Raw genomic sequence first — 25,823 nt, 5'->3', positions numbered from 1 at the left:
TTAGATCACACGAGTGTATACATGGTATTTGTTATGACGCACCCCGAAAACGAGCTATTTCGTCTGGAGACTTTGGTTGACTCCTCACCCATCCCTGCTTTTTGGTCCAGTATGGATAGTGGCTCGATCGAATATATAAACTCTGCTTTTCAGCGCTTATTTGGTTTTGTTTTAACCGACCTGTCTGACGTGCGTTCTTGGTATCATCTGGCATCACGTCAGTCTGATTCCTATTCACAAGTGATTGCACCCTGGTTGGATGAAACAGACTTGCCCTATTCCATTCGAGACATTCAAATAAAGTTATTCGATAAGCAAGGTTCAGCTTGTTTCGTCAATTTGTGCTTTTCAATTATTGGGCGGAAGCGTCTCTGGTACTTCAATGATGTTACTAACTACTGTGTTGCTGAACAGCGTTTGAGTGCTCGCAGTAATATGCTGGAAAGGGTGGCAAAAAGTTCTGCCTTGGGTGACACCTTGCATATGCTGGTAAAACAAATCCAATATGAAACGCCGCAAGCGATTTGCAGCGTTTTACTATTTGACTCTCAGACACAGTGTTTAAAACTGGGGGCCGCGCCGGATCTGCCTGACACTTATAACCAAGCGATTGATGGGGTCAAGATTGGCTTAAATGTCGGTTCTTGTGGAACAGCGGCGTTTCTGCGTCAGCGAGTTATCGTGGAAGATGTATTTTCGCATGCTTATTGGGCAGATTTTAGAGACGCCGCTAGGTTGGCGGGCGTTTCTGCCTGTTGGTCCGATCCTATTATTTCCTCAAAGGGAGCTTTGTTGGGGACATTTGCCATATATAAGCCCATGCCATCTACACCTTCGAGTAAAGAGTTGGAACTCATTCACTTCGCCAGTAACCTAGCGAGTATTGCCATTGAGAACTGTCGGGCACAAGAAGAGCTTGAGCGACGAGCTTATTACGACCACCTGACTGGGTTGGTAAATCGTGGTTACTTCTTTGAATTGTGTGAGCAAGCGTTGGGTCTGGCGCTTACGACTTCTTCGCCGATCGCTTTGATTATGTTGGATGTGGATCACTTTAAACAAGTGAATGATGTATATGGTCATAAAAGCGGTGATTTAGTGCTACAAGCATTGGCAGAACAGGGACGAAGTGTGCTGGCTGAAGAGGATGTGCTTGCACGTATTGGCGGTGAGGAATTTATTGTGCTGTTACCTGCCTCAACGCAAGCGGAAGCAACACAAAAAGCTGAGCGTTTAAGGATGACAATGGAGAGTTGCATGGTGCTCAGCGGTGATAATCAAAAAATTTATTTTACGGTTTCTATTGGCGTTGCTTATAAGTCGACAGGGCAATCTTCGGTTGACGAAATGTTAAGTTGTGCAGATAAGGCTCTCTATCAATCTAAGGCTGCTGGCCGAAATTGTGTCTCAGTACTAGAGTGTCAAAGTCAGGAAATGTTGTTTTAGTTATCCTAATGCATCAAATTTAATCTCCCTTCTCGTTATTTTCTCATTCATTAATTCCTTGATCTAATGAATTAATTTTTCAGGTGAGTGTGTTTCGCTCAGCCTTTTTTTGTCTATTGAATTTACGCCTGGTTATTTTTTATTCAAAAAATGCTTTCGATTTTATTATCTTGGGTATATATTAAAATATCTGTTCAATAATAATAAAAAGGTGTTTCTATATGGATATTAAGATTATATCTGCCGTTGTTTTGTCAGGATTGGTGTGTGCATCAGCGCATGCGACAAGCATTAATATGAGGCACGAAATCGTGCCTGAGTATGATGGTCAGGCAGCCAGTCATTCAGATCGTATTGAAGTCAGTCATCGTTTTTCTAATGGCATTGGCTTTGGTGTTGAAGCAAAGTGGAAAAGCAACAATGAAAATGCTTTTGGAGAGTTATCAGGTAACGGTCAGCAAAGTAACATCAGCTACCGTATTAAATTATCTGACGATTTAACTTTCACCCCTCAATACAAATGGGAATCTGGCTCTAATAAACTGAGCCATCAATTTAACTTTAGTTTTGGTTATAAGGTCAGCAATGACTGGTCGGTTGGTTTTAGACACCGCTATAACTACGAAGCCAAAGTAGATGATGATAATTCCCACTACAACCGTTGGACTTTCTCTGCTGGCTATAAAGGCGTTGAGAACTGGTCATTAAGTACGTCTGTAGACTACACATTCAACCCTGAAGCTTCTGGACCGCGCTGGGAAGATAAGCAGTCTTGGTTTTCAGATGTGAACTTTAAAGGTGAATACAAGGGGCTCAAAAGTGGCTGGAATCCGTTTGTGGAATTTGGTTTGAAGCCTTATAAGTCGGGTGACACGTATCGTTTTAATGGTGATGAGGTGACTGCAAATGACAAGTGGCGTCCTCGCTACCGTTTAGGTGTTAAATACAGCTATTAATCCCCTTTTATAGCAATATTTAACGTGACATCCCCTTTATAAAAAAGGCCTATTTCCATGAAATAGGCCTTTTCTTTATCTTGTAGAGCTTGCCAAGCTAAAGTTGGGCTGAATCTGTGTTAATTTCTTGGCTAAGAAGTTAAGCAGCACGCCGTACATTGGTACGAATAAACCTAAGCTAATGATCAACTTAAAAGTAAAGTCTACCATGGCGATTTCAGGCCAATGCGTAGCCATGAAGTCGTCTGGACTGCGATAGAAAGCGATACCAAAGAAAGCCAAGGTATCCAAACCGTTACCAACCAATGTTGACGCCATTGGCGCAACCCACCACTGTTTTAATTGACGCAGTCGATTAAAAACCTGAATGTCTAAGGCTTGACCAAGTAAGTAAGCCATCAAGCTGGCAAAGGCAATGCGCGCCACGAAAGTGTCGAATTCTAATAAAGCGGCGAAGCCTTGGAATGCGCCTTGGGCAAAGAGAACAGACAGCACATAGGAAATGATCAAGGACGGAATCATGACCGTAAAAATGATTCGACGGGCAAGCTGTGCTCCAAAAATCCTAACGGTTAAATCGGTAGCCACAAAGATCAAAGGGAAAGTAAATGCTCCCCAAGTGGTATGGAAACCAAACAGGGTAAACGGGATCTGAACTAGGTAGTTGCTTGATGCAATCACCAATAAATGGAACATTGCGAGGTAGCCTAGGGCTTTGCCCTGCTGCTCTGGGGTAAATGTGCTCATGTTGTACCTTTTTCGTTTTATTGGGGTGAGGGAACCCAAATCGGTTAAGAGAGAATTGACCCAGCGGTCAAATACGAGGCGCGATTATAGCGAAGTGTCATCAGAGTGCAATCTTTTGTTTAAAAAACACACAACTTAGGTAGAGCCTGTGTATCACAACAACCTCGTAACAACGCTGTCTGTGTTACGAGGTTGTTGCTCTATATAGGAAATCGCTGAGAGGCTTAGGCAGATGGATTGCGTCGTTGGTATTCGTTCTGGATGAGCTGCTCGACCATTTCATTAATCTTTAACTCATTCTCTTCCGCTAGGGCATTCAGCTTTTGCTTGGTATTTTGTGTCATGCTGATGCTGTATGGTTTTTTGCCATTCGATTTTTCGCGGAATTTCTTCTGACTCCAAGCCTTTTTCATTTTATCAATCAGTAAGGCTTTGCGGTCTTGGTTGTTCGATAAATCAATTGTCGCAATAACAATGTCTCGTTTCTCGCTGTCTTTATGACTGGTCCAAGCAAGCGGCAGCGGACGGGTTTTAACATTCTGCAGATACGAATATGCCCATTGCCATTGAGCAAGATTATTGTCTTCCAGCCAAGACGTAACAGAGGTGTCTTCTTCGATTTCAAACCACATGCTTTTTAGGGTGTCGAGCAGATCCTGTTGCTGCTTTGCGTCTAGCTCACTATGATAAAACGCATTCAAGATGTCCGTGTGACGATCTGCATTACTGTCTTTTTCGATTAAAAAAGGTTGGCTTGAGAGGCGTTTAAGCGAACGATGGATGCCTTGATCAGCGTTTTCTTGATCTTTGTCTAAGGTATGTTTTTTTAAATAACACCAAAGCCAATGGCATAAGCGGCTATCCAGTTTGTCAATCCAGCGGAAGTAACTATGGGGTAGTTGAGTCGCAGCAAATGCTGTGGTCATTTGGGTGGCAAAGTTTTTAGGGGCTTTCTTTTTACGGATCAGTAAATCGAGTTCAGCATTGATGTTTTTAATTCGCTCTTCTACCGTTCTTCCTTGAAGATTTTTAGTGGCAGTGCTTCGAATTTGCTGAACCAAATAGTCAGCGTAGAAGGTGCATTCACGGTCTGAGTTGGCTTCTAAGATTTCAACATCAACATTACTTCTGAACATCGTTATTCCTTTCGCCTTATGATCGGCTTCCATTTTTCCTACATGGTAGCATCGATCGTAAATTTTATGTAATTAAATGTGTATGAACAAATAATTAGATACTGCAACGTACGCTATCACGGCCAGACTGCTTGGCTTCGTACAGATTACTGTCCGCAATATTGAACACTTCCTGTCGTGTTTTGGCTAGGTTTGAGAAGCCAATACCAATGCTAACCGTTATGCCAGAGACATCGTCCAACGATAACTGACTAATCCCAAGTCGTAATTGTTCCGCTAATGCTAACACTTCTTGGGGGGTACGGTTTAATGTTAAGACCACAAACTCTTCGCCTCCCCAGCGCCCAATAATGTCTTCTGGACGGATGGCTCGATTTAATTTAGCGGCAACTTTGGCGAGGACTTTATCGCCCATCGTATGACCAAATTGATCGTTTACTTGTTTAAAATAATCAATGTCTATAATCATCAGAGCATATCGTTGAGAGTCTTTTGTAATCTGATCAATGCCCAATTCATCAAAGACTCTTTCTAGGCCTCTACGGTTCAAAATCCCCGTCAATAAGTCTACATAAGCATAATTTTCTAGTAGGTTGATGCGTGAATTGGCTTGTGCTGCTTTTACTCTTAATCGTACAACCGTCCACAGCAGAACAATATAGACAACATGAGCAACCGCGATATTCAATACCACTCCCATCGTATCTTCCAAACTATGATTTTGAATGAGTACCACATAATGACCAATAAGAGTGGCTGCCAAGACCACTATGGTAGTGGATACTGCACGTTTTACTTCCAGAAATAAGTAAGCAATGACGTAATTTAGACCTAGCCATTGTGCGGCGTTAGAAAATAAGGCATTACTGCCGATGTGGTGCCAAATACTGGTGCTGATTAAGTAGCCCGCCACAATGAGATACGCTAGTAAATGGAGATTGCTTTGATGTAAATGAGAAGAGTAGCGGCTCGCCACATAAATGACCGCAAAAGCAGCAATGCAAATTGGATAGGCTGCAGCATCATACGGGGAGATAATGCCACTGCTTTCATCAATTAACCAAACCAGCATAAAGCTAACACAAGCCAGTAATAGCAAGCGACGAAACACCTTTGGCTCCATAATGGGCGGGTGTCGTACTGGCGGTTGTTTGTTGCAGTGGCTCATTTAATCAGTTTGCTCGCATGGTGACTCAGGTTACATAAAATAATATTTTATCGGGCTTTTTGGCATTGTGTATCTGTTTTCATACGGTTTAATGTTAAACATTCTGTTCATAGCATACTGACACCTTATGACGATTAAAGCCCGATTGCTTATTGCCGCGTTACTGGTATTTATCCCCGTTGGGCTTTTAGCTTGGACTTCCATGAGGGTAGTCGTGGAGGACATCGTGGTCAGCTGGATAGAGCGCTATGCCGAAAAGCAGTTACGATTCGATAAAGTTAGAACCTTACTGCCTCTTATTCAAGAGGTAAAGCTCTCTCAAGATTTTGCGCAGCTGGCTCCGTTAAAAGCCTGGGCTAAGAATCCGGATGATCTCTTGTTAAAACAACAAGCATTTCAAGCTACAGAGCAATTTCGCCCCTACTTCTCTGATCGCTCTTATTTTATTGCATTGCATTAACCAAAAATGGTCGCTACTACTACAGCGATGAGCAAGTTAGTCGCAAAGGCGAAGTGGTGACCAAAAACGATTTTTATCGATACACTTTAGACCCAGATAAAGCCTCTGATGCTTGGTTTTACAGTCTCGTTGAGAAGCAACTTGATCGGCATTTGAATGTGAATCCAGATGTTGAATTAGGGGTCATAAAACTTTGGAGTGATATTCTCATTCGCGATGGCGAGCAAATACTCGGGGTGGTCGGTACTGGGCTGAATTTAACCGATTTTTTGAATCAAATGGTCGAAAAACAAGACATTTACTCAGCCATTGTCTTTACCAATTATAAAGGGGCAATCCAGTTATATCAGCAGGCATCATTGATTGATTACGCCTCAATTACTAAGCAAACCTTGGATAAAAAACAAGTTTTTCATTTACTAGATGATGACGCTTCTCAACAGACCTTAAAACGTCATTATGCGGCCGCCAAACAAGAACCGAACCAAGTGCAAATGGCGTTTGTTCATCGCAATGGTGTTCGTCAACTTGCTAGTGTGATCTATATTCCAGAGATTGATTGGTATCAGGTTAATTTTATCGACATCGAGCGTTTTCTGCCGCTTGAAGAGTTTTTAAATATTTTAATCATTTCTCTGATTAGTTTAGCGGGTTCATTGGTGTTGTTTTATCTATTGATTTCCTTTGTGGTCACTCGTCCTCTCAAAGTGCTGGATACATCGATCCAAAAGTTGGCTCAGCAGCATCAAGTTAAGCCATCCTTAGGGCGCTTTGCTGGCTCAGAAATAAAGCGCTTGGTACGACACTACCAAAAAATGTCTCAAGCCTTACTGGATCAACAAAATAAATTAGAGCAAAAAGTGGCCCTTCGGACTGCTGAATTAGAGCGTCTGTCATCTTGTGATGCGTTAACGGGTTTACTCAACCGTCGTGGCTTTAATGAGCAAATGGATCTGTATATGACGGATTGGGAAGCTCATAACGAATCTTTCGGTCTGATTAATCTTGATGTGAACCAATTTAAATCCATTAATGATCGATTTGGTCATTTGTCAGGAGACATAGTCTTGCAAGAAATTGCCAACTATCTCACAGCATTAGTTGGTGACATGGGTGTAGTGGGGCGCTGGGGCGGCGATGAGTTTTTGATATTAGCAAAAGAAGCAGATGGCAATTTAGAGAGAATTTGGCGTCATTTACAAGCCTCTAAAACGCCACTCTCGGTTGTGCTTCAAGGGCAGTTAGAAGAAATTCAATTCAGTTTCGGTCAGAGTATTATTCAACCTGGTGAATCATTGGAGAAATTACTTCTTCGGGCAGACAAGGCCATGTATGAAATGAAGTTTCCAACACAAAGAAGCTAGTCTCCAAGATGACGTCATTTGATCCTAAAGTGGTGACAAACCTATCGATAAGAATCAAGTCGCTAGCACCACTCCTTAATAGCCGTCAGCAATATCAATTCAGTAAATAGCGTGCAAGCGATTGAAATATCACCACTTAGCCACACTAACTAGCTATCTTTGATATCAAACATATTCTTTTGGAGACCAACATGAGTACCGAGAATCCGCTTTTTAACTCAGTCAAACTGGGTGATTTAGAACTACCGAACCGTTTTGCCATGGCACCTTTAACTCGTTGTCGTGCGCCACAACATCAGCCGAACGAGTTGATGGCGGAATACTATTCACAGCGCGCTGCAACGGGTTTAGTGATTACAGAATGTACTATGGTCAGTGAAGGTACATCGGCGTTCGGGAACGATCCTGGTGTTTATTCGGCTGAACAAGTTGAAGGTTGGAAACTGACAACAGAAGCGGTTCATAAAGCCGATAGTCGTATTTTTATGCAAATCTGGCATGCAGGCCGTGCGGCACATCCTTTACTGAATGCTGGTAAAGAAGCGGTGGCTCCAAGCGCTATTGCCATTGAGGGTGAGACACATACACCTGAAGGTAAAAAAGCTTACACCGTACCAAGAGCTCTTACGAAAGCGGAAATCGCGGACATTGTGCAAGACTTCAAGCAGGCTGCGATCAATGCCAAAGAAGCCGGCTTTGATGGGGTGGAAGTACATGCGGCCAATGGCTATTTGATTGATCAGTTCTTAAGAGACAGTGCCAACCAGCGTGATGATGAATACGGTGGTTCCTTTGAAAATCGTGCGCGCTTCTTGATGGAAGTCTTGGATGCGGTAACGGAAGTGATGGGCAGCGGCCGAGTAGGCGTGCGTTTATCGCCATTGAACAGCTTCCAAAGCATGAAAGACAGTGATCCAGTGGGCTTGGTAACTTACCTTGCTAAAGCCTTAAACCGTTACAACCTAGCTTACTTACATCTAATGCGTGCTGACTTCTTTGGTTTGCAACAAGCTGACGTTGTGCCTGCGGTTCGTGACGTTTATGAAGGTCACTTGATGGTTAACATGGGATACACACCAGAGGAAGCTGCGCAAGTGATTGCAGATAAGCAAGCGGACAGTGTTGCTTTTGGTACGGGAATTTTGGCGAATCCAGATTTCGTCACTCGTGTTAAGCAAGGCGCAGAATTGAACCAACCGAATCCTGATACTTTCTACACGCCAGGGGCAGAAGGTTATACGGATTACCCAAGCTTACAAGCAAGCTAATTCGGCTAGTAAAACAGTCTGCAAGCGAAAGCCAAGGCTAAGTGTGTCTTGGCTTTTTTTTGCCTCAATTTAGGCATTTATACCATCTTGTAAAAGAAAGGTTGACCCTGCTTGTGTCGGTCTTTTAACGTATCGCTTATCACTAGTTTTTTAAGGCTGTCATCGTGAATTTGACTTCTAAATTGCCGCAAGTTGGCACCACCATTTTTACGCAAATGTCGTCCCTTGCGGCGCAATATGGCGCGATTAATTTGTCACAGGGTTTCCCCGATTTTTCGGCAGACCAAGCATTATTGGAGCGAGCTTCGCAGGCTATCTTGCATGGTAATAATCAGTACGCCCCCATGACAGGCTTGCCTGTATTGCGTCAAGCGATTCAAGACCTTATTGCTCGCCATTATAATCGTCAGGTCAATGCTGATACTGAAATCACAGTCACCAGTGGCGCATCGGAAGCGATTTTTGATGGTATTACTGCCCTAGTGAATGCAGGCGATGACGTTATCCTATTTGACCCTGCATATGATCTTTACGAGCCAGCTGTTTCTTTGGCTGGTGGTGTGTGTAAGCGAGTGGTGTTGAAAGCACCAGACTTTCGACCTGATTGGTCTGAGTTTGCTTCATTGATCACAGATAAAACTCGTTTGGTGATAATCAATACGCCACATAACCCCACGGGGACTTGCTGGCAAGATGACGACTTAGAACAACTTTGGCAAGCGATAAAAGACAGAGACGTTTATGTCTTATCCGACGAAGTGTACGAGTTTATTCACTATCAAACTCAAAATGTGAGTGTGCATCGTCACCATCAATTGGCTGAACGTAGTATGGTGGTGTCGTCTTTTGGCAAAAGCTTCCATTTAACGGGTTGGAAAGTGGGCTATGTGGTGGCCCCAGAAGCCATCAACCGCGAATTGAGAAAGCTGCATCAATACATTACTTTCAGTACTGTCACACCACTACAGCAAGCGATTGGCGAGCATTTACTGAGTACTCCAACAGCCAGTGCTGAACTATCGCCCTTCTATCAAGCGAAACGTGACGTCTTGCGTGAGGCCTTGGCTTCCAGTCGTTTTCGACTTCTACCCTGCCAAGGCACCTATTTCCAATTGTTGGATTACAGCGAGATTAGCGACCTAGACGATGTGGCGTTTTGTCAGTACTTGGTGAAAGAGGTCGGCGTCGCCGCTATTCCTGTCAGTGTTTTCTATCAGAACCCACCAACAGAACAACGGCTCATTCGTTTATGTTTTGCTAAAGATGAAACGACTTTGCTCTCTGCCGCGCAGAAGTTGGCACGGCTTTAAAGAGTCATGAGATTAGCTTGGCATGGCGTCAAAGCAAGGCGCCTGGTTAAGGTTATCATCCCAATTGCCCTTGCTGCCCATGAAAATATTGGCTTGGGCTTTTATGTCTAAATCGGAATCCAGACTACCAGCGGGCACCACAACCAAGCCGCGGGCTTTCGCATCAATTGGCACATTGGAACCACAAGTTTGGCAAAAAGCGCGTGCAAAATTGCTGTCTGGATGGCGATAAAAACGGATGTGCTCTGCGCCACTTGTCCATGTTAATTCCGCACCCGGTGCAAACAAGTTCGCACAGTGTGATGTACCTGAGGTTTTGCGGCAACGACTACAATGACACAAGAAAAACTTTTTAAATTCTCCAGTTAGCTCGTAACTTACCTGTCCACATAAACAAGAACCAGTATGATGCTGTGACATTTGCACCTCCACTTTTTATTATGACGTTGTCGGACTTTCTTTATAGCAAATTTACGCCTTAGCGAAAGGTATTTTTTTCGATAAGGTGAAGGTGACGAATAATAAAGCAATCAGCGAGCAACTGGTCATGCCCAGCACCATAGGCAAAGGTGTTTTGTCCATAAGTGGGCTTAAAACGGCAATAAAAATGGGGCCAATGGCGATTTGCATCGTACCTAATAAAGCTGATGCGGTGCCAGCAATACGGCCGTGGTTTTCCATGGCAAGAATCGAGGTGGTGGGTATCACTAAGCCGACGCCTGCACTGGCGATCAGATAACACCCCATAAACAAATACAAAGAATCGAAGCCAATCAGATATAGGCTGCTCATACAACACATAGCAATCGCGCCAATCCACTTACCAGCCCGAATCACACTTTCAATGCCATATCGAGCACATAGGCGGCCGTTAAATTGCGCGGCGAAGAAAAAGCACATGGCGTTTAACCCAAAGGCTAAACCGTATTGGGTTTCGTTGAGACCATAATGTTCGATTAGTACAAAAGGGGAGTTGGCCAGATAAATAAAGAAATTAGCCAATGCGAAACTACCGGCAAACACCAAGCCCATGTAGTGATTGTCTTTTAACAGGGTCAGATAGGCTTTTAAGCTGCTGCCTTGTGAGCGAGTATGTTGGCGCTCTTCTAAGGACTGACTTTCGCGTAACCCAAATTGAATCAATAACAATCCTAGGCCTGCACAAATGGCGACTAAAACAAAAATGCCACGCCAATCTGTGAAGGTCAGAATGGTACTGCCAACCAGAGGCGCGAGAATCGGAGAAATCCCGAATACCAGCATGAGCAAAGACATCAATTTCGTCGCCATCACGCCAGTATACATATCACGAACAATGGCTCTAGCAATGACGACACCGGCGGCCGCTCCAATACCTTGCAAGAAACGATAGACGATTAACTCATCTAATGAAGACGCAAAAATACAGCCAAGTGTGGCGAGAAAGAAAATACCCATACCAATGAACAAGGGAGGCTTGCGACCAAATTTATCGGACAAGGGCCCATAGAAAAGTTGCGACACACTCTGCGCAATTAGAAAAACCGTCAAGCTGAATTGCACCTCAGCCACACCCACCGTGAAAAATTGGCTGATTTGCGGCAAGGCAGGTAGATACATATCAATGGCAAAGGGGCCAATCGCTGACAACAAGCCTAAAATGATGGCGATTTTATAGAATCCTACTTGGCGGTCTGAGGTATACATTTTCGTTCCCATGAAAATTGAAAGGTCGCTATTGTACTCTGCTTTTGAGACGAATAAACAGTGACGGATTAGGTCTGTGATGGTCAAAAGTAGGTTTCAATTTTATGCAGTAAAGATGCAACCTCAGTGCAACCTAATTGGTACGGTTGTTTTTTCATCCGCCATCCTCAACCATAGAAAACGTTAGAGATTGAATTCGAAACGCAAAAAGGAGGAAAACATGCAAACCCAAACGACACAGAGCAAACACATTGCCGATATTATTCAAGTCATGCAGGGTGGTATTGAGTTCTACCAAGAAGCGAAAGACAAACTTCAAGGCGCGCGTTATCAAGCCTTTTTTAATCGTATGATAGACGCCAAACGCGAAGCCGTTGATGACCTTCAACCCTTTGCGATTGCTGAACAAGGTTATGCAGAACTGGATACAGATAATCTAGTGAAAGCCCGTCAGACTTACACCAAGTTGATGGCGAAATTATCGGACAACAAAGCCTTTACCTATGTTGATCAACTGGAAGAAGTGGAAGACAAGGTATTGGATGAAGTCGATACGGCTCTGGAAAAACCACAGCCACAAAGCTGTGAAGTGACCTTGCAGCGCGTCAAAGTGCGCATGAAAGAGTGCCATGATGAAATGAAAGCCCTACAAACCGCAGAGCAACACTAATTCATTCGTACATATAACAAAAAGCCTGTCCTTCGAATCACGATGGACAGGCTTTTTTAATGGCCGCCGATGTTATTTTAACGCGGCTTCTGGAACCACCACACTCAAGGATTTTGGTTGTACGGTCACTTCTAGATAATCCGCTTCACGGGTTTCGCCGTCGATGACGTAATGACCGATTTGGCTAATATCGACGCGGACTTTTTGCGCATTACGATGAAACACGCCAGAGTCGTTTTGTTTGCCACTCTCGTCTGTTTCATCGTTGCTTAATCCCAACATAGCCAGCTCTGCAAGATTGAGAATTTGCATGCGCTCTGGGTCTAACCAAGTTAAATCGAGCTCACCGTCTTCAATGTCTGGTACGCCTTTTCCTTGTGCTAATAGGGTGGTAACGGGCGATGCATTGGCGATGGTCAAACTGGGGGTTTCTATCTCAAAGGCATCATCGTCATTGAGGGAAATCTTAAAAGTATGGATATCGTTTTGACTAATGGCTTCCCATAAACCTTGTAAATACGCGATCTGTCCGCTGCTGTTCTTTTTTTCACGGTCGGCTTTTTCAATCATTTGTTGTTCAAAGCCGACACCTGCTAACAACAGCATCAATTCATCGTTACAGGTTGCGGTATCAATGCGTTGTTCACAGCCATCAATGATGTTTAAGCATATGGTCTCGGTGGACGCCACTTTCGACATGGTTCCGCATAAGGCATGGCTAAGGGCATTGGCGGTACCGAATGGGATAATGCCAAGCTTTACTTTGGTACCAACCAAGGCGGTTGCCACTTCCGTGACAGTGCCATCACCGCCACAAGCAATGACCAAATCGGGCGAGGCCTTGAGTGCCTGCTTGGCCAATTCCGTTCCATTAACTTCTGGGGTGGTGGTTTTCACCGTTAGATTATAATAGCCAGACAACAGCTTTAGAATTTCGTCTTTTTCTGCTTCCCACTGACGTTTGCCTGCGACTGGGTTGGCAATAACCCATGCGCTGTTATGAACCACTAGGCTTTTATTTTCAAAGGCTTTATTGAGGTGCTTGAACTGTTTGTTGTTGAGTCTGACCGTAGAACGAATTTCACGAATTTTGTTCATGATCTCTTTCGGTTTGGCCTCTGGGTATTGGCTTAATAGATAAGCCGCTACCATGAAAACTGAACGCCCACGACCAAGCGCGCAATGCACAACAACCGAGCGACCGTTCTTTTTATGAGTGTGTATCCAATTTAATGCTCGTTGAATTTGTGTGTCTGTCGGTACGGAATGATCGAGAATGGGAATATTCAAATAATCGATATTGCTCTGCAAAGCCATCCAATTTAGTGAGCTGAATTCCGCTGTAACGTCCAAAACACCGCTGATGTTTTCACTTTTAATGGCATGAATGTCAGAAGGAAAGAGGCGTCGTGCGAGATAAATACCATCGTCTATTTTTTGCAGGGCGGGTACTGGGTCATTGCTACGTGCCCAACTATTATAGAGCTGAGTGCTCCATAAAAAGGGCATGAACACCCAGCGAATATAAAAGGGAACTGTGCCATCAGATCGTTTACGGAATATGGTTGGCTTGTTCAGTAAGTACGCCAAGCTGACGGTAAAAAACGATAAGGCAAACCAGGCCCACGCCAATTTGAAATAGATGTGGCTGGTAAACACTGCCAACAAAACAAAAGCGGCAGCGACCAATAGAAAATAGTTTGGTTTAAACAAATTTGCGCTCCTAGCAAACGACCTATGGTTAAAGGGTAGCTTAAAAAATAGTCAGCGAAAAGGGACAAATTATGTCTCACTAATCAATCAGTTATTTGCTTACTTGATTTGGGTTGTGCTGGGTTTGTGACGGCGGAAAACCGTAAAAGCGTTTATATTCGCGACTGAACTGAGAAAAGCTACTGTAACCCACCTGGAAACTGGTTTCGGTGGCACTCAGGCCTTGTTTTAACAAGAGTTGAGCTTTTTGTAACTTGCTTGATTTGATGTACTGCATTGGTGGCACATGCATGACTTGTTTAAAGGCATTAAAAAAGCGTGTCTTACTCATGTTCGCGATTTCTGCTAACTCTTGAACTTGAATCATGCGATTAGGGTGGTCATGAATGTAGGTAATCGCTCTGGATATGGGTTGAATACCACCGTACTGGTTTAACAAATGGCGCAAGGCATCGCCATACTGACTGGTTAAAATACGATAATAGATTTCGTCCACAACGGATTCACCTAAAATTTGGGCGTCCAATGGGTGATAACTGATGCCGATTAATTTGTTGAATAAAGCCAACAGCCGATCATCGGCTTTACCCACCATCAAAGCAGATAACCCCTCTTTAGAATGCGCCTTAGTATGTTGTTCACAGCGTTCAATGCGCAACACCATATCCGCCAAACTCACTAGGTTAATTTCCAATAAGCCCGATAGCATCGGCGTTTTGTCGTCGGCCTGGAGGATTTCACTGGTGACCGGAGTGGGTAAAAAGTTAATAAAAAAGTCGCCTGTTTCGTAAGTGTAAGCATGATCACCTACATGACAGCGCTTTACTCCCTGTCCCATTAAACAAATGAAGGGTTGGTAAAAAGCGTGGTTTTTGGTTTGCTGCTGGGAAGCGCGGAAAACCCCAAAATTTGGCATCAAGGATGGTGTAAAACCGTCTTGGAGGGCATGTTGTGTTAATGCCTGCTGAAACTGAGTGAGCATATTGGACATCGCTTTTACCTGATATGTTGAGTCTAATTGCGAATGATAATAGCAAACATTATAAATGCCTACTAAAAACAAAGTTTGAACGAATAGGCATGCATTAAGCGAAAATAGGCCTTAAATAAAAACGAAATCAGAACTATAGTGCATATATTGTTGTTTCCAATATTACGAGGGTAACTATGAACAATTTTGATTACTACAATCCAACACACATCGTTTTCGGCCAAGACCGTTTGGCAGAGTTGGATAAGCTCATTCCTAGTGACGCAAAAGTCATGATTACTTTTGGTGGCCAGAGTGCAAAAAAATACGGCACGATTGATAAAGTACGTACCGCCTTGCAAGCTCGCGATATTGTTGAATTTGGCGGCATAGAGCCAAACCCACAGTTCGATACTTTGGTAAAAGCCGTTGAAGTCGTAAAAGCCGAACAAGTGGATTTCTTGTTGGCCGTTGGTGGTGGCTCTGTCATGGACGGCACCAAGTTTATTGCCTTAGCTGCGGAATTTGCTAGCGAAGAGTACCAACAAATTCTGTTTAATGGTTTTGCCCCAGTGCCAGCTGAAAAAGCATTACCTTTGGCTTGTGTAGCGACCTTACCTGCGACCGGTTCTGAAATGAACATGGGTGGCGTGATTACTTATCAAGCGCAAAAATACCCTTTCATGTCGCCGTTGGTGTTTCCTAAGTTCTCTGTATTGGACCCTGATCTGACTAAAACCTTGCCGAAAGAGCAAATCGCCAATGGTGTTGCTGATGCCTTTGTTCACGTTGTAGAGCAGTATCTTACGCAATCTGTTAATGCCAAAGTTCAAGACAGAATGGCGGAAGGTATTCTGAAAACCTTGATTGAAGATGGCCCAGTAACCCTAGCTGATAATGACAATATGGACGCGCGTAAAAACTTTATTTGGTCAGCGACCAATGCGCTAAATGGCATCATAGGTGTGGGTGTTCCACAAGACTGGTCAACTCACATGATTGGCCATGAAATGACAGCACAATATGGCATTGCGCATGGTCGAACCTTGGCGATTATTTTGCCTAACCTATTGCGTGAGCGTAAAGCACACAAGCGCGCTAAGTTATTGCAATTTGCGGAGCGAGTTTGGGATCTAACAGACGGGTCTGAGGATGAGAAGATCGATCTGGCGATTGATAAGACCGAAGCTTTCTTCAACTCTCTAGATATCGAAACTAACCTGACGCATTACGGTATTGATGATGCTGGGATCGACAGCATAGTGAACAGCATGGAGAAAATGGGCTTGACGGCGTTGTCGGAAACAGGCGATTTAACACTGGATATCGTGCGTAAAATACTGGTAGCGACCAAGTAAGAATAGTCCAAGCAACTTTTTTAAAGCGACACAGTCTTTGGCTGTGTCGCTTTTTTATTCGTGCTTCAACACAGTGGCCAAATAATTATCGCCTAATTGGCGCATCTGTAACTCTACCCAGACGGCGCGTTTGCGCAAGTAACGAGTAAGATTAACGGGGTCGCGAGTGCGAGGGCTGGGCAACAGCACCGCCAAACGGGCGGCTTGATCTTTCGTTAAGCGTGCAGCGGAACGGCCAAAGTAATGCTGACTGGCGGCTTCAATACCATAAATGCCTTTGCCAAACTCGGCGATATTCAAATACACTTCAAGAATACGCTGCTTGCCCCAAAGCGCCTCAAGACCAAGCGCTAAACCGGCCTCTAGGCTTTTGCGTAGAAAACTTTGTCCAGGCCATAGAAAAATATTTTTAGCGGTTTGCTGAGTAATCGTACTGGCGCCTCGTAAACCCTCGCCATCATAATATTGGTCGATTGCTTTGCGAATGGCCGCGAAATCCACACCATAATGTTCAGGGAATCGCTGATCTTCTGAGGCCACCATCGCCAAGGGAACATGGTTAGGTAACTTATCAATACTGATCCATTCTTGCTTTACGGGATAATCGCTTTGCAGCATAAAAGCCGTCGTTGGCAAAGGAATGAAACGGAACAAAAATGTCACCAAAATCAGCAATAACGAGATACGCCAGACAATCGTCCAGAGTTTGCGGATCAAACGACGCCATGCTTTACGAAATTGTTTACCTTTACTTTTTTTCGGCATTAACCCTAAGTCCAACGGCTCAGTACATCGACTGCTGTACACAAAGTAAACCACAAGCACATGATGGAGTCATCTCAGAAGACGATTAGTCTGTCGTACTTGAAGTTACCTTTGCGCCTTGTCTTTTGCAGCGCACAGAACAGTATTTGACATGATGCCAATCCCGCTCCCACTTCTTACGCCAAGTAAATGGACGCTGACAAGCTAAGCAGATTTTTTCGGGTAAGTGAGGTTTCTTGTGAGCCATATCCACATATACGGACGAAGCTAGCGAGAAGATCATATCAATGGAAGAGTTCTTATTCCTTGGGTTCTTTTGTTCGCCATTTGTAGAATGAAGTAGCTCTCATACCTCGGTAACTGATCACCTGATGACCACTTCTGAGTGCTTTTTAAGCCTTGGCAGATGAGCTAGCAGTATGGAGGACTGATAGTCTTGTTATCTGTGGCTAAGATGACTTCTACACATGAAGTTAATTTTCTTTGAGCTGCTGGTACTCCTTCGCAGTATGGTATAGAGAGTAGGTGGACAGTAAGATATTCAAAACACTAACGAGGAATAAATAAAAGGTGATCTCGTAGTCCACTTGGTCTTTTATGACATAGTCATAAGCACCATCAAAGGTAAAGGTCGCGAACAAGGCCGAAAAGACAGAAAATTTTACTAGAAATCTGAGTCTAGACTTTGCATGGGTGAGTTCAGAATCAAACGGATTGAGCATGATATCCTCCTTGATAACAGTCCATTAATCGCATACTTAGCTAATTAGATTATACGCATGGTTAGGCCAAGGTAAATGGCTCTGTGATTAATATGACTGCTTAGAATTGTTTCCTATCTTAATTCCAAATACTATGGCTATGCATAAGCAACTCTGACATTTTGATCATGAACAGGAATAAGACATGATTCAGCTAACAGACTATTTTGCCCGTATTGGGCAAAGGGCTCAGCCCCCTGAGAGCACTAATGCGCTTCGTCCCAGTTATCCCCAACCCCTGCTTCCACAAGCATATTCTGCATGATGTCGACAATTTTGGCTTGTGCGGCGTCTAGGTCTTTTTCGGCGACTTCGAAGATGAGTTCATCGTGCTATGTCCGTTACTTCAACGACACCTAGCAAAATACTTGCGCACTGTGGGAGAGGCGATTTAAATCTTGTACCATCAGTGCAGAGGAATACTTTTTTATCTGACCCCAATTGCTCTGCGCTGGTATGAGGTCGACGATTTTGGCTTGTGTGGTGTCGGAACGGTTTCCGTGAACCTGTTCTGTATGTTGATCATCGTATATTTTGTGATTTCGGTGTTGCGATCAGTAAACCATTGGTACATAATTCACTACAACATGGCCCCTTTCAGTGATGTTGCTTGCGACAGATCTGCTTAGGGGTTTTTTATTGTTACCAGTCTCTATAACCTTCAATAATGCCCATTGCTTCAAGAGTAATGCCTTGACCGCTTGGTTCTGGAAATTCATCAAGAAGCGTTTTCAAACGCTCCCACCATGTAGAATTTGGGTTTATTGTTGTGAGTAAGTGCTTAATTAGGCAAAGTTGCAGAAATGGTCTCGCGAGGATATGAGTACTTAGGGTGTTTTCTATACCATATATATCTATAAGTCCATCATGCTTGGGTTGCTCAATCATATTTCGGTTCCACAATCTACTATGGTGTGCACATACATTGCGTAGATAGTTCAAGCAGCGCAGCCAAGATTCTAGAGTTTCTCCCTTCGTTACTCTGTATTTATTGGCAATTAAGGTTTGCTGATCAGGAAGCATTCCTTTAAAAAGTCTAGAGAGTGTTCCAAAGTCCCAAATTTCGCAAGCAACCCAGATTGGGACTGGTAAACCGTATTTTTCTTTCGTATGTTGAATAAAATCTTCTTTAGAGCGTGATATTAAATTGGCATGATTTTGAAGCCAAGCATGTTGTGGAATAACTCCTGTTTTAGCATCCACCTGTTTACTAAACAGATCTTTAAAATGGTCGGGCTCTAGGTAGGCGAAAGGACTATGCCTTCCAAGTGTATGAGATATATCAACCCTTAGGGCGATTTCTATTCGCTCTAAGGCGTCTAGTGTTAGGACTCTCAGCTTTTTATCGAAAATATACAAATTCACTGCATCTTGAAAACTAAAACCTTCAGAAAAGTTATCAAATACTAACTTTGTGGTGCGCTTTTGCCTTTTATTAGGTTTCTTAATAGCAGGGTTGTATACACAGCAAAGTTCAGATCTTTTTCTGAATGGATACCAGTAGCCGCTGAGCCTGTAATACCCAATCCGTTCTAAATATGAAAGAGCCTCGCTTCTGTTATTAATGATAAGTCCGTTTTGGATGAGTCTATCAAGCTGCTGTTCATAGCTTAGCCATGGTTTGTTATACATTCAGCTTCCTCTGAAGTGTTTAACTTTTGAATAAGAGGCGCTCAATGCGCCTCGTCCCAGTTGTCCCCAACCCCTGCTTCCACCAACAAAGGCACGTCAATCTGACTGCTGTTTTGCATGATGTCGACGATTTTGGCTTGTGCAGCGGCTAGGTCTTTCTCTGCAACTTCGAAGATGAGTTCATCGTGTACTTGCATGATCATGCGCACATCAAGGTCAGTGTCGGAGAGCCAGTGGTGCATTTGGATCATGGCGCGTTTGATGATGTCGGCGGCGGAGCCTTGCATCGGTGCGTTGATCGCGGTGCGCTCGGCGGCTTGGCGCATCATGGCGTTTTTCGCTTTGATGTCCGGTAAGTACAAACGACGGCCATAGATGGTTTCAACGAAGCCTTTTTCTTTGGCGTTTTCGCGTGTGTTGTCCATGTAGGTGCGCACGCCTGGGTAACGCTCAAAGTAACGTTGTACGTATTTTTGTGCTTCTGGGCGGCCAATGCCAAGCTGTTTGGCTAAGCCAAAGGCCGACATGCCGTAAATCAAACCAAAGTTGATGGCTTTGGCGCGACGACGCTGTTCTGTGGTGACTTCCTCTGGCGTGGTTTCAAAGACTTCTGCAGCGGTGGCTCTGTGTACATCGGCATTGTTGGCAAACGCGTCCAGCAAGCCTTTGTCCTGTGACAAGTGCGCCATGATACGCAGTTCAATTTGCGAATAGTCGGCCGCCACCAGTTTGTAACCTTCTGGTGCGACAAAGGCCTGACGAATACGGCGACCTTCTGCAGTTCGAATCGGAATGTTCTGCAAGTTTGGATCGGTAGAAGACAAACGCCCAGTCGCTGTGACGGCTTGATGGTAAGAAGTATGAATGCGACCTGTCTTTTGCAGCATTTCCGGCAGCTTGTCTGTGTAAGTGGACTTGAGCTTAGACAAACTACGGTGTTCCATGATGATGCGAGGCAGCTCATACTTTTCAGCCAGCTCCTGCAAAATCGGTTCCGCGGTGGAAGGCTGCCCTTTTGGTGTCTTCTTGATGATGGGCAATTCCAGCTTTTCAAACAAGATGACTTGCAGTTGTTTTGGTGAGCTCAGGTTAAAGCTTTCCCCAGCTTCTTCATGGGCTTTGATTTCCAGCTCTTGCAGCTTGGCGGCAATTTCGCTGCTTTGCGCATGCAATAATTCTGGGTCAATCAATGCGCCAGTTTGTTCCATCTTGGCCAATACGGGCACCAATGGGCACTCAATGTCTTTGAAAATGCTTACTAACTCGGGTGTCTTTTCTAACTGAGGCCAAATGGCTTGATGCAAGCGCAGGGTAATGTCCGCGTCTTCCGCCGCATAAAACGCCGCTTGTTCTAAGTCGATTTGATTGAATGTCTTTTGCTTCGCGCCCTTGCCGGCAATGTCTTCAAAGCTGACGCATTTATGGTCGAGGAATTTTTCGGCTAAGCTGCCCATATCATGGCGAGAGCTGACCGAGTTAAAGACGTAGGACTCCAACATGGTGTCGTAAACAATGCCGCGTAAGGTGATACCGTAATTGTTCAACACATTGGCATCGTATTTTAGATGCTGACCAACTTTCTCTGCTGTTTCGTCTTCTAGCCAAGGTTTAAGCTGCGCTAATACCCAATCGCGATCCAATTGCTCTGGTGCGCCTTCATAGTCGTGAGCTAACGGCACGTATGCCGCTTTGCCCGCTTCGATGGAAAACGACACACCAACCAATTCGGCGGCCATGTAATTCAAGCTGGTGGTTTCTGTATCAAAGGCGACTAAGTCCGCTTGTTGGATTTTCTCAAACCATGACGTGAAGCTGGCTTTGTCTAAAATAGTGTCGTACTGCACTTCAATGTCAGATTTACTGGCAGTAGCCTGTCCGTCCAAATTACCGACCGTATCATCTGGACTTTCGACACTTGGCGCTTTATCCAGATCTTTTAACCAAGTTTTGAACTCCAGTGTGGTGAACCATTCACGCAAAGCTTCTTTGTCCGCCTGATTGTTTGTTAACTCCAAGGCATTGAATGGCAGCTCAACGTCGCATTTGATGGTAGCTAGAGTATAGGAAAGCTCTGCCATCTCTTTATTGTCGAGCATTTTTTGCCTCATGGTTTTTGAACCACGAAAGCCCAAGGCGGCGATCTCATCCAAACGCTGATAAATGTCCTCTATGCTGCCAAGCCCTTGTAACAAGGCAAGCGCTGTCTTCTCGCCCACACCCGGTACGCCAGGAATGTTATCGACTTTGTCGCCCATTAGCGCTAGGTAATCAATGATGAGTTCAGGTGGAATGCCGAACTTGTCTTTCACGCCTTGAATGTCCATCACAGTGTCGGTCATGGTGTTGACCAAGGTGACTTTCTCGGTGACCAGTTGCGCCATGTCTTTATCGCCAGTCGAAACGATCACATCACGCCCCGTCTCACCCACTTGTTTGGCAATGGTGCCAATGACGTCATCCGCTTCCACACCATCAATAATCACCAGCGGTAACCCCATGGCTTCAATCATGCGATGAATGGGTTCAATTTGTAGACGAAGGTCGTCTGGCATAGGGGGACGTTGTGCTTTGTATTCGCTGTAAATATCGTCGCGGAAGGTTTTGCCTTTGGCATCAAAAATCACCACGATAGGGGAATCTGGGTAGGTTTTAATGAGGCTACGAATCATGCTGATGACACCACGAGCCGCGTTGGTTGGTTGGCCTTGGCTGGTCGTAAGTGGTGGGATGGCATGAAAAGCTCGATATAGGTAAGACGAGCCGTCCACCAAGATCATAGGCGTGTTTTGAGTTGTCGAATCCGTAGCCAAAATGAAACCTCTATAAAAAATGGCAAAGTTGGCTCTATTCTATGTGTTTATGGATTAATTTTCAGTGCCAATAAGGAAATTAGTTCTGGCCATTGAGGGATGTCGACGCCTTTTCAATATCGGAAAATAGCACAGCTTGGTTACGGCCATTATGTTTAGCCTGATAGAGAGCGTTGTCGGCTTGACTGACAAGGCCAAGAAAGTGCTCATGGTGGGCAATTTGCGACATGCCGACACTGGCGGTGATTTCACCAACGTCCTGATAAGGTAAGCGACTTAATTTGCTTTGGAATTGGTCAGCAATATGCACGATTGAGTTGGCTTCTGGATTCACAAACACCGCAATGAACTCTTCACCGCCCCAACGAGCAATAATATGGGGACCGCGGTAAATGGTTCGTAAGCGAGAGGCGAACTCAATTAACACTTGGTCCCCTATATCGTGCCCGTATATGTCGTTTACACGTTTGAAATGGTCAATATCTATTAACGCTAGGCTGATTAAATCGCCATGTTGGCGTTGTCCAAGCCAATGTTGCAGGCCGCGTCGATTATAAATGTCCGTTAAAAAGTCTCGATCCGCTTCCTGCTCTGAACGGCGTAAGTCTGTGGTGACTCGATTCATGTGATTGCGCATGCTCTTTTGATAGGGTGCCACCATGTAGAGCAATACACAGGCTGGTCCCCATAGTCCAAGCAGTTCGTAACTGTGTCTAGTGTGAAGTTCTAACGGATGAGAAACGAGGTAGTGCAGCAAGGGAATAGCAGTACTGGCCCAGCCTAAGATAATGTATTTTTTGTACTTTCTGGGCAATACGGCCAAACCGAGTGTCAGTATTGCAATCATGACACCTGAGGCGGGAGGGAAAAAGTCGAATAATTTTTGTTCGCTTTGCCAAGCCAACCAAATGTATATCCAAGCCGTTGGTATAAAAACGGATAAGTTCAGTACGAGATACAAGCTGATGACCTTGGGTGTTCGGTGATGTGGATCCCGATGAAAATAGACGATTAAGGCGAGAAATAGACAGCTGATAATGGCCGGCATGAGTGAGTCTGCCATTAAAGGAGTAGGGAATGCATTGAAAAACAAAGCGTACATTAGGCTGCTAGAAAAAGAAGCCCACAACAGCCTGCGTAAAGCGGAAATGGTAATTTGTTCTTCGTCAATCTGTCGTTGCATAGCGCTATCCAATCAATATTGGATACCATTTTAAGAAATACTGAGTGTAGGCACTGTAGTGCTTTCGTGAAGAAATGTCGCAAATCACTTACTCGATATGAGCTTTTGCAATTTAATGATGCTTTTTTTGGGACGAAAGAGACGAATTAAGCGTGACTTAGATTGACCTTTTAGTGCTTATTGTGGAGCATAAGTAGTTTCGTATCGCTTCAATTTCTGATTATCAATAGGTAGCACAACTTGGCAGTTTACACTTCCCTTTCTGACGCTGACATGCGGGCTTTAGTCGCAGATTACTATTTAGGCGAGCTAGTATCATTTCAAGGCATTTCTGGTGGCGTTGAGAATACAAATTACTTTTTAACCACCACAACAGGGAAGTACGTATTAACCTTATTTGAAGAGTTTGAGTACGATGAAGTGCCTTATTTCTTGGATGTGGTCGCACATTTGAAACACAAAGGCTTTAATGTACCAGCCGCGTTAATTGATATTCACGGTGAGCGTTTGAGAATGGTCAAAGAACGGCCAGCGATTATTGTGGATTGTTTCCCTGGTGAGGGTTTGGAACAAACCTCCGTTGAGAGTTGTCGTCAAATGGGCGCGGCCTTAGCAAAATTGCACATAGCGGGTGAGGATTTTCCAGATCATCGGGAGAGTCATCGAGGCATGGCTTGGTGGCATGCAACCAGTGAAGCGATTTTACCAGAGTTAGAGCCGCAACAAGCGACGTTATTGACCTCACAAATTGCCGAATTTGATGCGTTTATCGCCGAACATGATGATTTACCGAAAACCACTATTCATGGGGATTTGTTTTTTAACAATACCTTGTTCGACGGCGATTCATTGTCGGCTATTATCGATTTTTACAACGCGTGCTATTCATGGGTTATGTATGATTTAGCCATTGTTGTGAATGACTGGTGTTCAGATACTGAGACGGGTGAATTGGATATGGCTAAGTATCGTGCATTATTAAAGGCGTACCTTTACGAAAGAGAGCCAAGTGCCGATGAGATTAAAGCTTGGCCATATATGTTGCGCATAGCAGCGGTGCGTTTTTGGCTGTCTCGTTTAGAAGCGTGGCACGGTGCGAAGGATGACCCTGAGCGCCTTGCTCAACAACATGATCCGCGTGAGTTACAGCGTATCTTAGAAGCAAGGCTACGTTATACGCCAGCCTTGATGGAGTTCTGATGTTTCGATTTATTCTTACCGCCATTTTAGGCTTGATGACGTTACAGGCTTTCGCCCATCCACATGTTTGGGTGGACACTCAATATCGTGTCAAAGTTGATACAACCAGTATTGATCAATTAGAAGCGACTTGGAGCTTGGATTTATTCACCTCTACGAGCTTGATTGCAGAATACGATATTGATGCCAATGGTGAGCTGGAAGGGCAAGAAAAGCTTGATATGCTGGAAGTGCTTAAAAGCTTCGAAACCTACGGCTATTTCATCAAAATGAAGCGCGATGGTGCGGACTTTGTTCCTGATGAAGTACAGGTTATGGATGTACGCATTCGTGATCAAATGTTATGGGTTCGAATGGCCATTCATTTGCCTGAGGCGGTGAACTTGGAAACCTCGACCTTGAGTCTCGCGTTTGGCGATGATGAGCTGTACTTTGCCATGGAACCTGTGGAAGAAGGTTTGGTTCGTTTGACTGGTCGTTACGCTGAAATTTGTACGCCTGCTGAACGTGAAGCCGAAGAAACGTCTGTCGCCTTCTGGGTCGATTTAACTTGCAAGCCTTAATGACGGCTTTGGAATAATGTCTATGTTAGAACACTTTCAATGGTTACCTTTCTTATTGGCCATCAGCGTATTAACCATGAGCCCTGGTGTCGATACCATCTTAGTGATGCGTAATGCTGCGCTAGGTGGCTGGCGTCTAGGTTTTCTTACGAGCTTGGGCATCTGCATGGGTTTGTTTGCTCATGCGACTGTTTCAGCATTAGGTCTGTCGGTAATTCTACTGGGCTCGGCGGGGTTATTTACGGCGTTTAAATTGTTGGGTGCGGCTTATCTCGTTTATCTTGGTGTCCAGGCGCTTAGAAGTGCTGCAAATCCTGTGGGCTTGAGTTTTAGTACCAAGGGTAATCAGTCTGTTAGTGCTTGGGGAAGTTTCCGTCAAGGTATCTTATCCAATGTGTTAAACCCGAAACCCATTATTTTTTACATGGCATTTTTGCCACAGTTCATTGATCCAACTCACTCTGCTTTGGCTCAATCTCTATTTATGGCTACGCTTCATTTTATTATAGCGATGGTGTGGCAAATGTTTCTTGCGCTGATGATTCATAAAGCGCGAGTTTGGCTGGCGCGACCAAAAGTGGCGCAAGTTATGGACGGCTTAACTGGTGCATTGCTGGTGAGCTTTGGTGTAAAACTCGCATTAAGCCAACGCTGATC

The 25,823-nt window shown here is 44.4% G+C and carries 24 protein-coding genes; 11 read left to right on the top strand and 13 right to left on the bottom strand.

The genetic code is table 11. The annotated features are described in order from the left end of the window. Positions 1-33 precede the first annotated feature (33 nt). Together DFP76_RS02045 and DFP76_RS02040 are read left to right on the top strand one after the other, a co-directional pair. Positions 34-1,446, top strand: a complete 1,413-nt coding sequence (locus DFP76_RS02045) for a sensor domain-containing diguanylate cyclase (RefSeq protein WP_181799775.1) — start codon at positions 34-36, stop codon at positions 1,444-1,446. A 221-nt stretch (positions 1,447-1,667) separates the two neighbouring features. Continuing rightward, positions 1,668-2,402: an oligogalacturonate-specific porin KdgM family protein gene (locus DFP76_RS02040; protein WP_113873012.1), complete on the top strand. Its 735-nt coding sequence runs from the start codon at positions 1,668-1,670 to the stop codon at positions 2,400-2,402. Between the two features lie 75 nt (positions 2,403-2,477). Here the strand turns inward: DFP76_RS02040 and DFP76_RS02035 are convergent, their stop codons facing one another. The 3 genes from DFP76_RS02035 to DFP76_RS02025 all read right to left on the bottom strand — a co-directional run bounded on the left by DFP76_RS02035 (position 2,478) and on the right by DFP76_RS02025 (position 5,396). Further along, on the bottom strand, positions 2,478-3,149 hold the full coding sequence (locus tag DFP76_RS02035) for a 7-cyano-7-deazaguanine/7-aminomethyl-7-deazaguanine transporter (protein WP_113873011.1): 672 nt from the start codon (positions 3,147-3,149) through the stop codon (positions 2,478-2,480). A gap of 224 nt (positions 3,150-3,373) precedes the next feature. Then, positions 3,374-4,285 carry a hypothetical protein gene (locus tag DFP76_RS02030; RefSeq protein ID WP_113873010.1) on the bottom strand — a complete coding sequence of 304 codons (912 nt, stop codon included), beginning with the start codon at positions 4,283-4,285 and terminating at the stop codon, positions 3,374-3,376. Positions 4,286-4,379: 94 nt separating this feature from the next. Further along, positions 4,380-5,396 (bottom strand): GGDEF domain-containing protein, encoded by a 1,017-nt coding sequence (locus DFP76_RS02025; protein ID WP_245931845.1) that lies wholly within the window; start codon positions 5,394-5,396, stop codon positions 4,380-4,382. A 184-nt stretch (positions 5,397-5,580) separates the two neighbouring features. Here DFP76_RS02025 and DFP76_RS02020 point away from each other — a divergent pair, with 184 nt between their 5' ends. The 4 genes from DFP76_RS02020 (at position 5,581) to DFP76_RS02005 (ending at position 9,855) form a co-directional block, all read left to right on the top strand. Further along, complete coding sequence (locus DFP76_RS02020; RefSeq protein ID WP_113873008.1) at positions 5,581-5,913, top strand: hypothetical protein; 333 nt, start codon at positions 5,581-5,583, stop codon at positions 5,911-5,913. A gap of 56 nt (positions 5,914-5,969) precedes the next feature. Continuing rightward, complete coding sequence (locus DFP76_RS02015; protein ID WP_113873007.1) at positions 5,970-7,277, top strand: GGDEF domain-containing protein; 1,308 nt, start codon at positions 5,970-5,972, stop codon at positions 7,275-7,277. Between the two features lie 191 nt (positions 7,278-7,468). Then, positions 7,469-8,545 carry an alkene reductase gene (locus DFP76_RS02010; RefSeq protein WP_113873006.1) on the top strand — a complete coding sequence of 359 codons (1,077 nt, stop codon included), beginning with the start codon at positions 7,469-7,471 and terminating at the stop codon, positions 8,543-8,545. A 164-nt stretch (positions 8,546-8,709) separates the two neighbouring features. Beyond that, positions 8,710-9,855: a methionine aminotransferase gene (locus DFP76_RS02005; RefSeq protein ID WP_113873005.1), complete on the top strand. Its 1,146-nt coding sequence runs from the start codon at positions 8,710-8,712 to the stop codon at positions 9,853-9,855. Between the two features lie 12 nt (positions 9,856-9,867). Here DFP76_RS02005 and DFP76_RS02000 read toward each other — a convergent pair whose 3' ends face one another. Beyond that, entirely contained in the window at positions 9,868-10,275 is a 408-nt protein-coding gene (locus tag DFP76_RS02000) for a GFA family protein (RefSeq protein ID WP_113873004.1), read from the bottom strand. 51 nt (positions 10,276-10,326) lie between these two features. Then, positions 10,327-11,541 carry a multidrug effflux MFS transporter gene (locus DFP76_RS01995; protein WP_113873003.1) on the bottom strand — a complete coding sequence of 405 codons (1,215 nt, stop codon included), beginning with the start codon at positions 11,539-11,541 and terminating at the stop codon, positions 10,327-10,329. 220 nt (positions 11,542-11,761) lie between these two features. Between DFP76_RS01995 and DFP76_RS01990 the strand changes: the two genes are divergently transcribed. Beyond that, positions 11,762-12,211, top strand: coding sequence for a PA2169 family four-helix-bundle protein (locus DFP76_RS01990; protein WP_113873002.1), 450 nt, complete (start codon positions 11,762-11,764; stop codon positions 12,209-12,211). 72 nt (positions 12,212-12,283) lie between these two features. Here DFP76_RS01990 and DFP76_RS01985 read toward each other — a convergent pair whose 3' ends face one another. Together DFP76_RS01985 and DFP76_RS01980 are read right to left on the bottom strand one after the other, a co-directional pair. Next, the gene (locus tag DFP76_RS01985) at positions 12,284-13,924 is read right to left on the bottom strand and encodes a diacylglycerol kinase family protein (protein ID WP_113873001.1); all 1,641 of its coding nucleotides are present in this window, start codon (positions 13,922-13,924) and stop codon (positions 12,284-12,286) included. A gap of 91 nt (positions 13,925-14,015) precedes the next feature. Continuing rightward, positions 14,016-14,915, bottom strand: coding sequence for an AraC family transcriptional regulator (locus DFP76_RS01980; protein WP_113873000.1), 900 nt, complete (start codon positions 14,913-14,915; stop codon positions 14,016-14,018). Between the two features lie 176 nt (positions 14,916-15,091). Here DFP76_RS01980 and DFP76_RS01975 point away from each other — a divergent pair, with 176 nt between their 5' ends. Beyond that, positions 15,092-16,252 (top strand): iron-containing alcohol dehydrogenase, encoded by a 1,161-nt coding sequence (locus tag DFP76_RS01975; RefSeq protein ID WP_113872999.1) that lies wholly within the window; start codon positions 15,092-15,094, stop codon positions 16,250-16,252. A gap of 54 nt (positions 16,253-16,306) precedes the next feature. Here DFP76_RS01975 and mtgA read toward each other — a convergent pair whose 3' ends face one another. The 6 genes from mtgA to DFP76_RS01945 all read right to left on the bottom strand — a co-directional run bounded on the left by mtgA (position 16,307) and on the right by DFP76_RS01945 (position 23,403). Further along, positions 16,307-17,059, bottom strand: a complete 753-nt coding sequence (gene mtgA, locus DFP76_RS01970) for a monofunctional biosynthetic peptidoglycan transglycosylase (protein WP_245931844.1) — start codon at positions 17,057-17,059, stop codon at positions 16,307-16,309. 43 nt (positions 17,060-17,102) lie between these two features. After that, positions 17,103-17,264, bottom strand: coding sequence for a DUF2256 domain-containing protein (locus DFP76_RS01965; protein ID WP_113873254.1), 162 nt, complete (start codon positions 17,262-17,264; stop codon positions 17,103-17,105). 226 nt (positions 17,265-17,490) lie between these two features. Continuing rightward, on the bottom strand, positions 17,491-17,739 hold the full coding sequence (locus tag DFP76_RS01960) for a hypothetical protein (protein WP_113872997.1): 249 nt from the start codon (positions 17,737-17,739) through the stop codon (positions 17,491-17,493). A 681-nt stretch (positions 17,740-18,420) separates the two neighbouring features. Further along, positions 18,421-19,410 carry an Abi family protein gene (locus tag DFP76_RS01955; RefSeq protein ID WP_113872996.1) on the bottom strand — a complete coding sequence of 330 codons (990 nt, stop codon included), beginning with the start codon at positions 19,408-19,410 and terminating at the stop codon, positions 18,421-18,423. 41 nt (positions 19,411-19,451) lie between these two features. Then, a complete protein-coding gene (gene polA / locus DFP76_RS01950; RefSeq protein WP_113873253.1) occupies positions 19,452-22,187 on the bottom strand; it encodes a DNA polymerase I in 2,736 nt (911 codons plus the stop codon). 112 nt (positions 22,188-22,299) lie between these two features. Next, positions 22,300-23,403, bottom strand: a complete 1,104-nt coding sequence (locus tag DFP76_RS01945) for a GGDEF domain-containing protein (protein ID WP_113872995.1) — start codon at positions 23,401-23,403, stop codon at positions 22,300-22,302. A 240-nt stretch (positions 23,404-23,643) separates the two neighbouring features. On the opposite strand from DFP76_RS01945, the gene DFP76_RS01940 reads away from it, so the two are divergent. From DFP76_RS01940 to DFP76_RS01930, 3 genes are read left to right on the top strand one after another with little or no spacing between them, the layout of a single operon-like run. Next, positions 23,644-24,603, top strand: coding sequence for a homoserine kinase (locus DFP76_RS01940; protein WP_113872994.1), 960 nt, complete (start codon positions 23,644-23,646; stop codon positions 24,601-24,603). Beyond that, on the top strand, positions 24,603-25,166 hold the full coding sequence (locus tag DFP76_RS01935) for a DUF1007 family protein (RefSeq protein WP_113872993.1): 564 nt from the start codon (positions 24,603-24,605) through the stop codon (positions 25,164-25,166). The genes DFP76_RS01940 and DFP76_RS01935 overlap by 1 nt, the downstream gene beginning before the upstream one ends. Before the next feature lie 22 nt (positions 25,167-25,188). Further along, positions 25,189-25,821 carry a LysE family translocator gene (locus DFP76_RS01930; protein ID WP_113872992.1) on the top strand — a complete coding sequence of 211 codons (633 nt, stop codon included), beginning with the start codon at positions 25,189-25,191 and terminating at the stop codon, positions 25,819-25,821. Positions 25,822-25,823 lie beyond the last annotated feature (2 nt).

The organism is Marinomonas aquiplantarum, from assembly GCF_003314975.1.
Classification (GTDB): Bacteria; Pseudomonadota; Gammaproteobacteria; order Pseudomonadales; family Marinomonadaceae; genus Marinomonas; species Marinomonas aquiplantarum.
This window is presented reverse-complemented; position numbering and strand designations above follow the sequence as displayed.

What these genes read in the sequence shown, in the direction of transcription:
- DFP76_RS02045 (WP_181799775.1), top strand. Translation starts at nt 34, where the DNA reads ATGACGCACCCCGAAAACGAGCTATTTCGTCTGGAGACTTTGGTTGAC.
- DFP76_RS02040 (WP_113873012.1), top strand. Translation starts at nt 1,668, where the DNA reads ATGGATATTAAGATTATATCTGCCGTTGTTTTGTCAGGATTGGTGTGT.
- DFP76_RS02035 (WP_113873011.1), bottom strand. Translation starts at nt 3,149, where the DNA reads ATGAGCACATTTACCCCAGAGCAGCAGGGCAAAGCCCTAGGCTACCTC.
- DFP76_RS02030 (WP_113873010.1), bottom strand. Translation starts at nt 4,285, where the DNA reads ATGTTCAGAAGTAATGTTGATGTTGAAATCTTAGAAGCCAACTCAGAC.
- DFP76_RS02020 (WP_113873008.1), top strand. Translation starts at nt 5,581, where the DNA reads ATGACGATTAAAGCCCGATTGCTTATTGCCGCGTTACTGGTATTTATC.
- DFP76_RS02010 (WP_113873006.1), top strand. Translation starts at nt 7,469, where the DNA reads ATGAGTACCGAGAATCCGCTTTTTAACTCAGTCAAACTGGGTGATTTA.
- DFP76_RS02000 (WP_113873004.1), bottom strand. Translation starts at nt 10,275, where the DNA reads ATGTCACAGCATCATACTGGTTCTTGTTTATGTGGACAGGTAAGTTAC.
- DFP76_RS01995 (WP_113873003.1), bottom strand. Translation starts at nt 11,541, where the DNA reads ATGTATACCTCAGACCGCCAAGTAGGATTCTATAAAATCGCCATCATT.
- DFP76_RS01990 (WP_113873002.1), top strand. Translation starts at nt 11,762, where the DNA reads ATGCAAACCCAAACGACACAGAGCAAACACATTGCCGATATTATTCAA.
- DFP76_RS01980 (WP_113873000.1), bottom strand. Translation starts at nt 14,915, where the DNA reads ATGTCCAATATGCTCACTCAGTTTCAGCAGGCATTAACACAACATGCC.
- DFP76_RS01975 (WP_113872999.1), top strand. Translation starts at nt 15,092, where the DNA reads ATGAACAATTTTGATTACTACAATCCAACACACATCGTTTTCGGCCAA.
- DFP76_RS01965 (WP_113873254.1), bottom strand. Translation starts at nt 17,264, where the DNA reads ATGGCTCACAAGAAACCTCACTTACCCGAAAAAATCTGCTTAGCTTGT.
- DFP76_RS01960 (WP_113872997.1), bottom strand. Translation starts at nt 17,739, where the DNA reads ATGCTCAATCCGTTTGATTCTGAACTCACCCATGCAAAGTCTAGACTC.
- DFP76_RS01955 (WP_113872996.1), bottom strand. Translation starts at nt 19,410, where the DNA reads ATGTATAACAAACCATGGCTAAGCTATGAACAGCAGCTTGATAGACTC.
- polA (WP_113873253.1), bottom strand. Translation starts at nt 22,187, where the DNA reads ATGATCTTGGTGGACGGCTCGTCTTACCTATATCGAGCTTTTCATGCC.
- DFP76_RS01945 (WP_113872995.1), bottom strand. Translation starts at nt 23,403, where the DNA reads ATGCAACGACAGATTGACGAAGAACAAATTACCATTTCCGCTTTACGC.
- DFP76_RS01935 (WP_113872993.1), top strand. Translation starts at nt 24,603, where the DNA reads ATGTTTCGATTTATTCTTACCGCCATTTTAGGCTTGATGACGTTACAG.
- DFP76_RS01930 (WP_113872992.1), top strand. Translation starts at nt 25,189, where the DNA reads ATGTTAGAACACTTTCAATGGTTACCTTTCTTATTGGCCATCAGCGTA.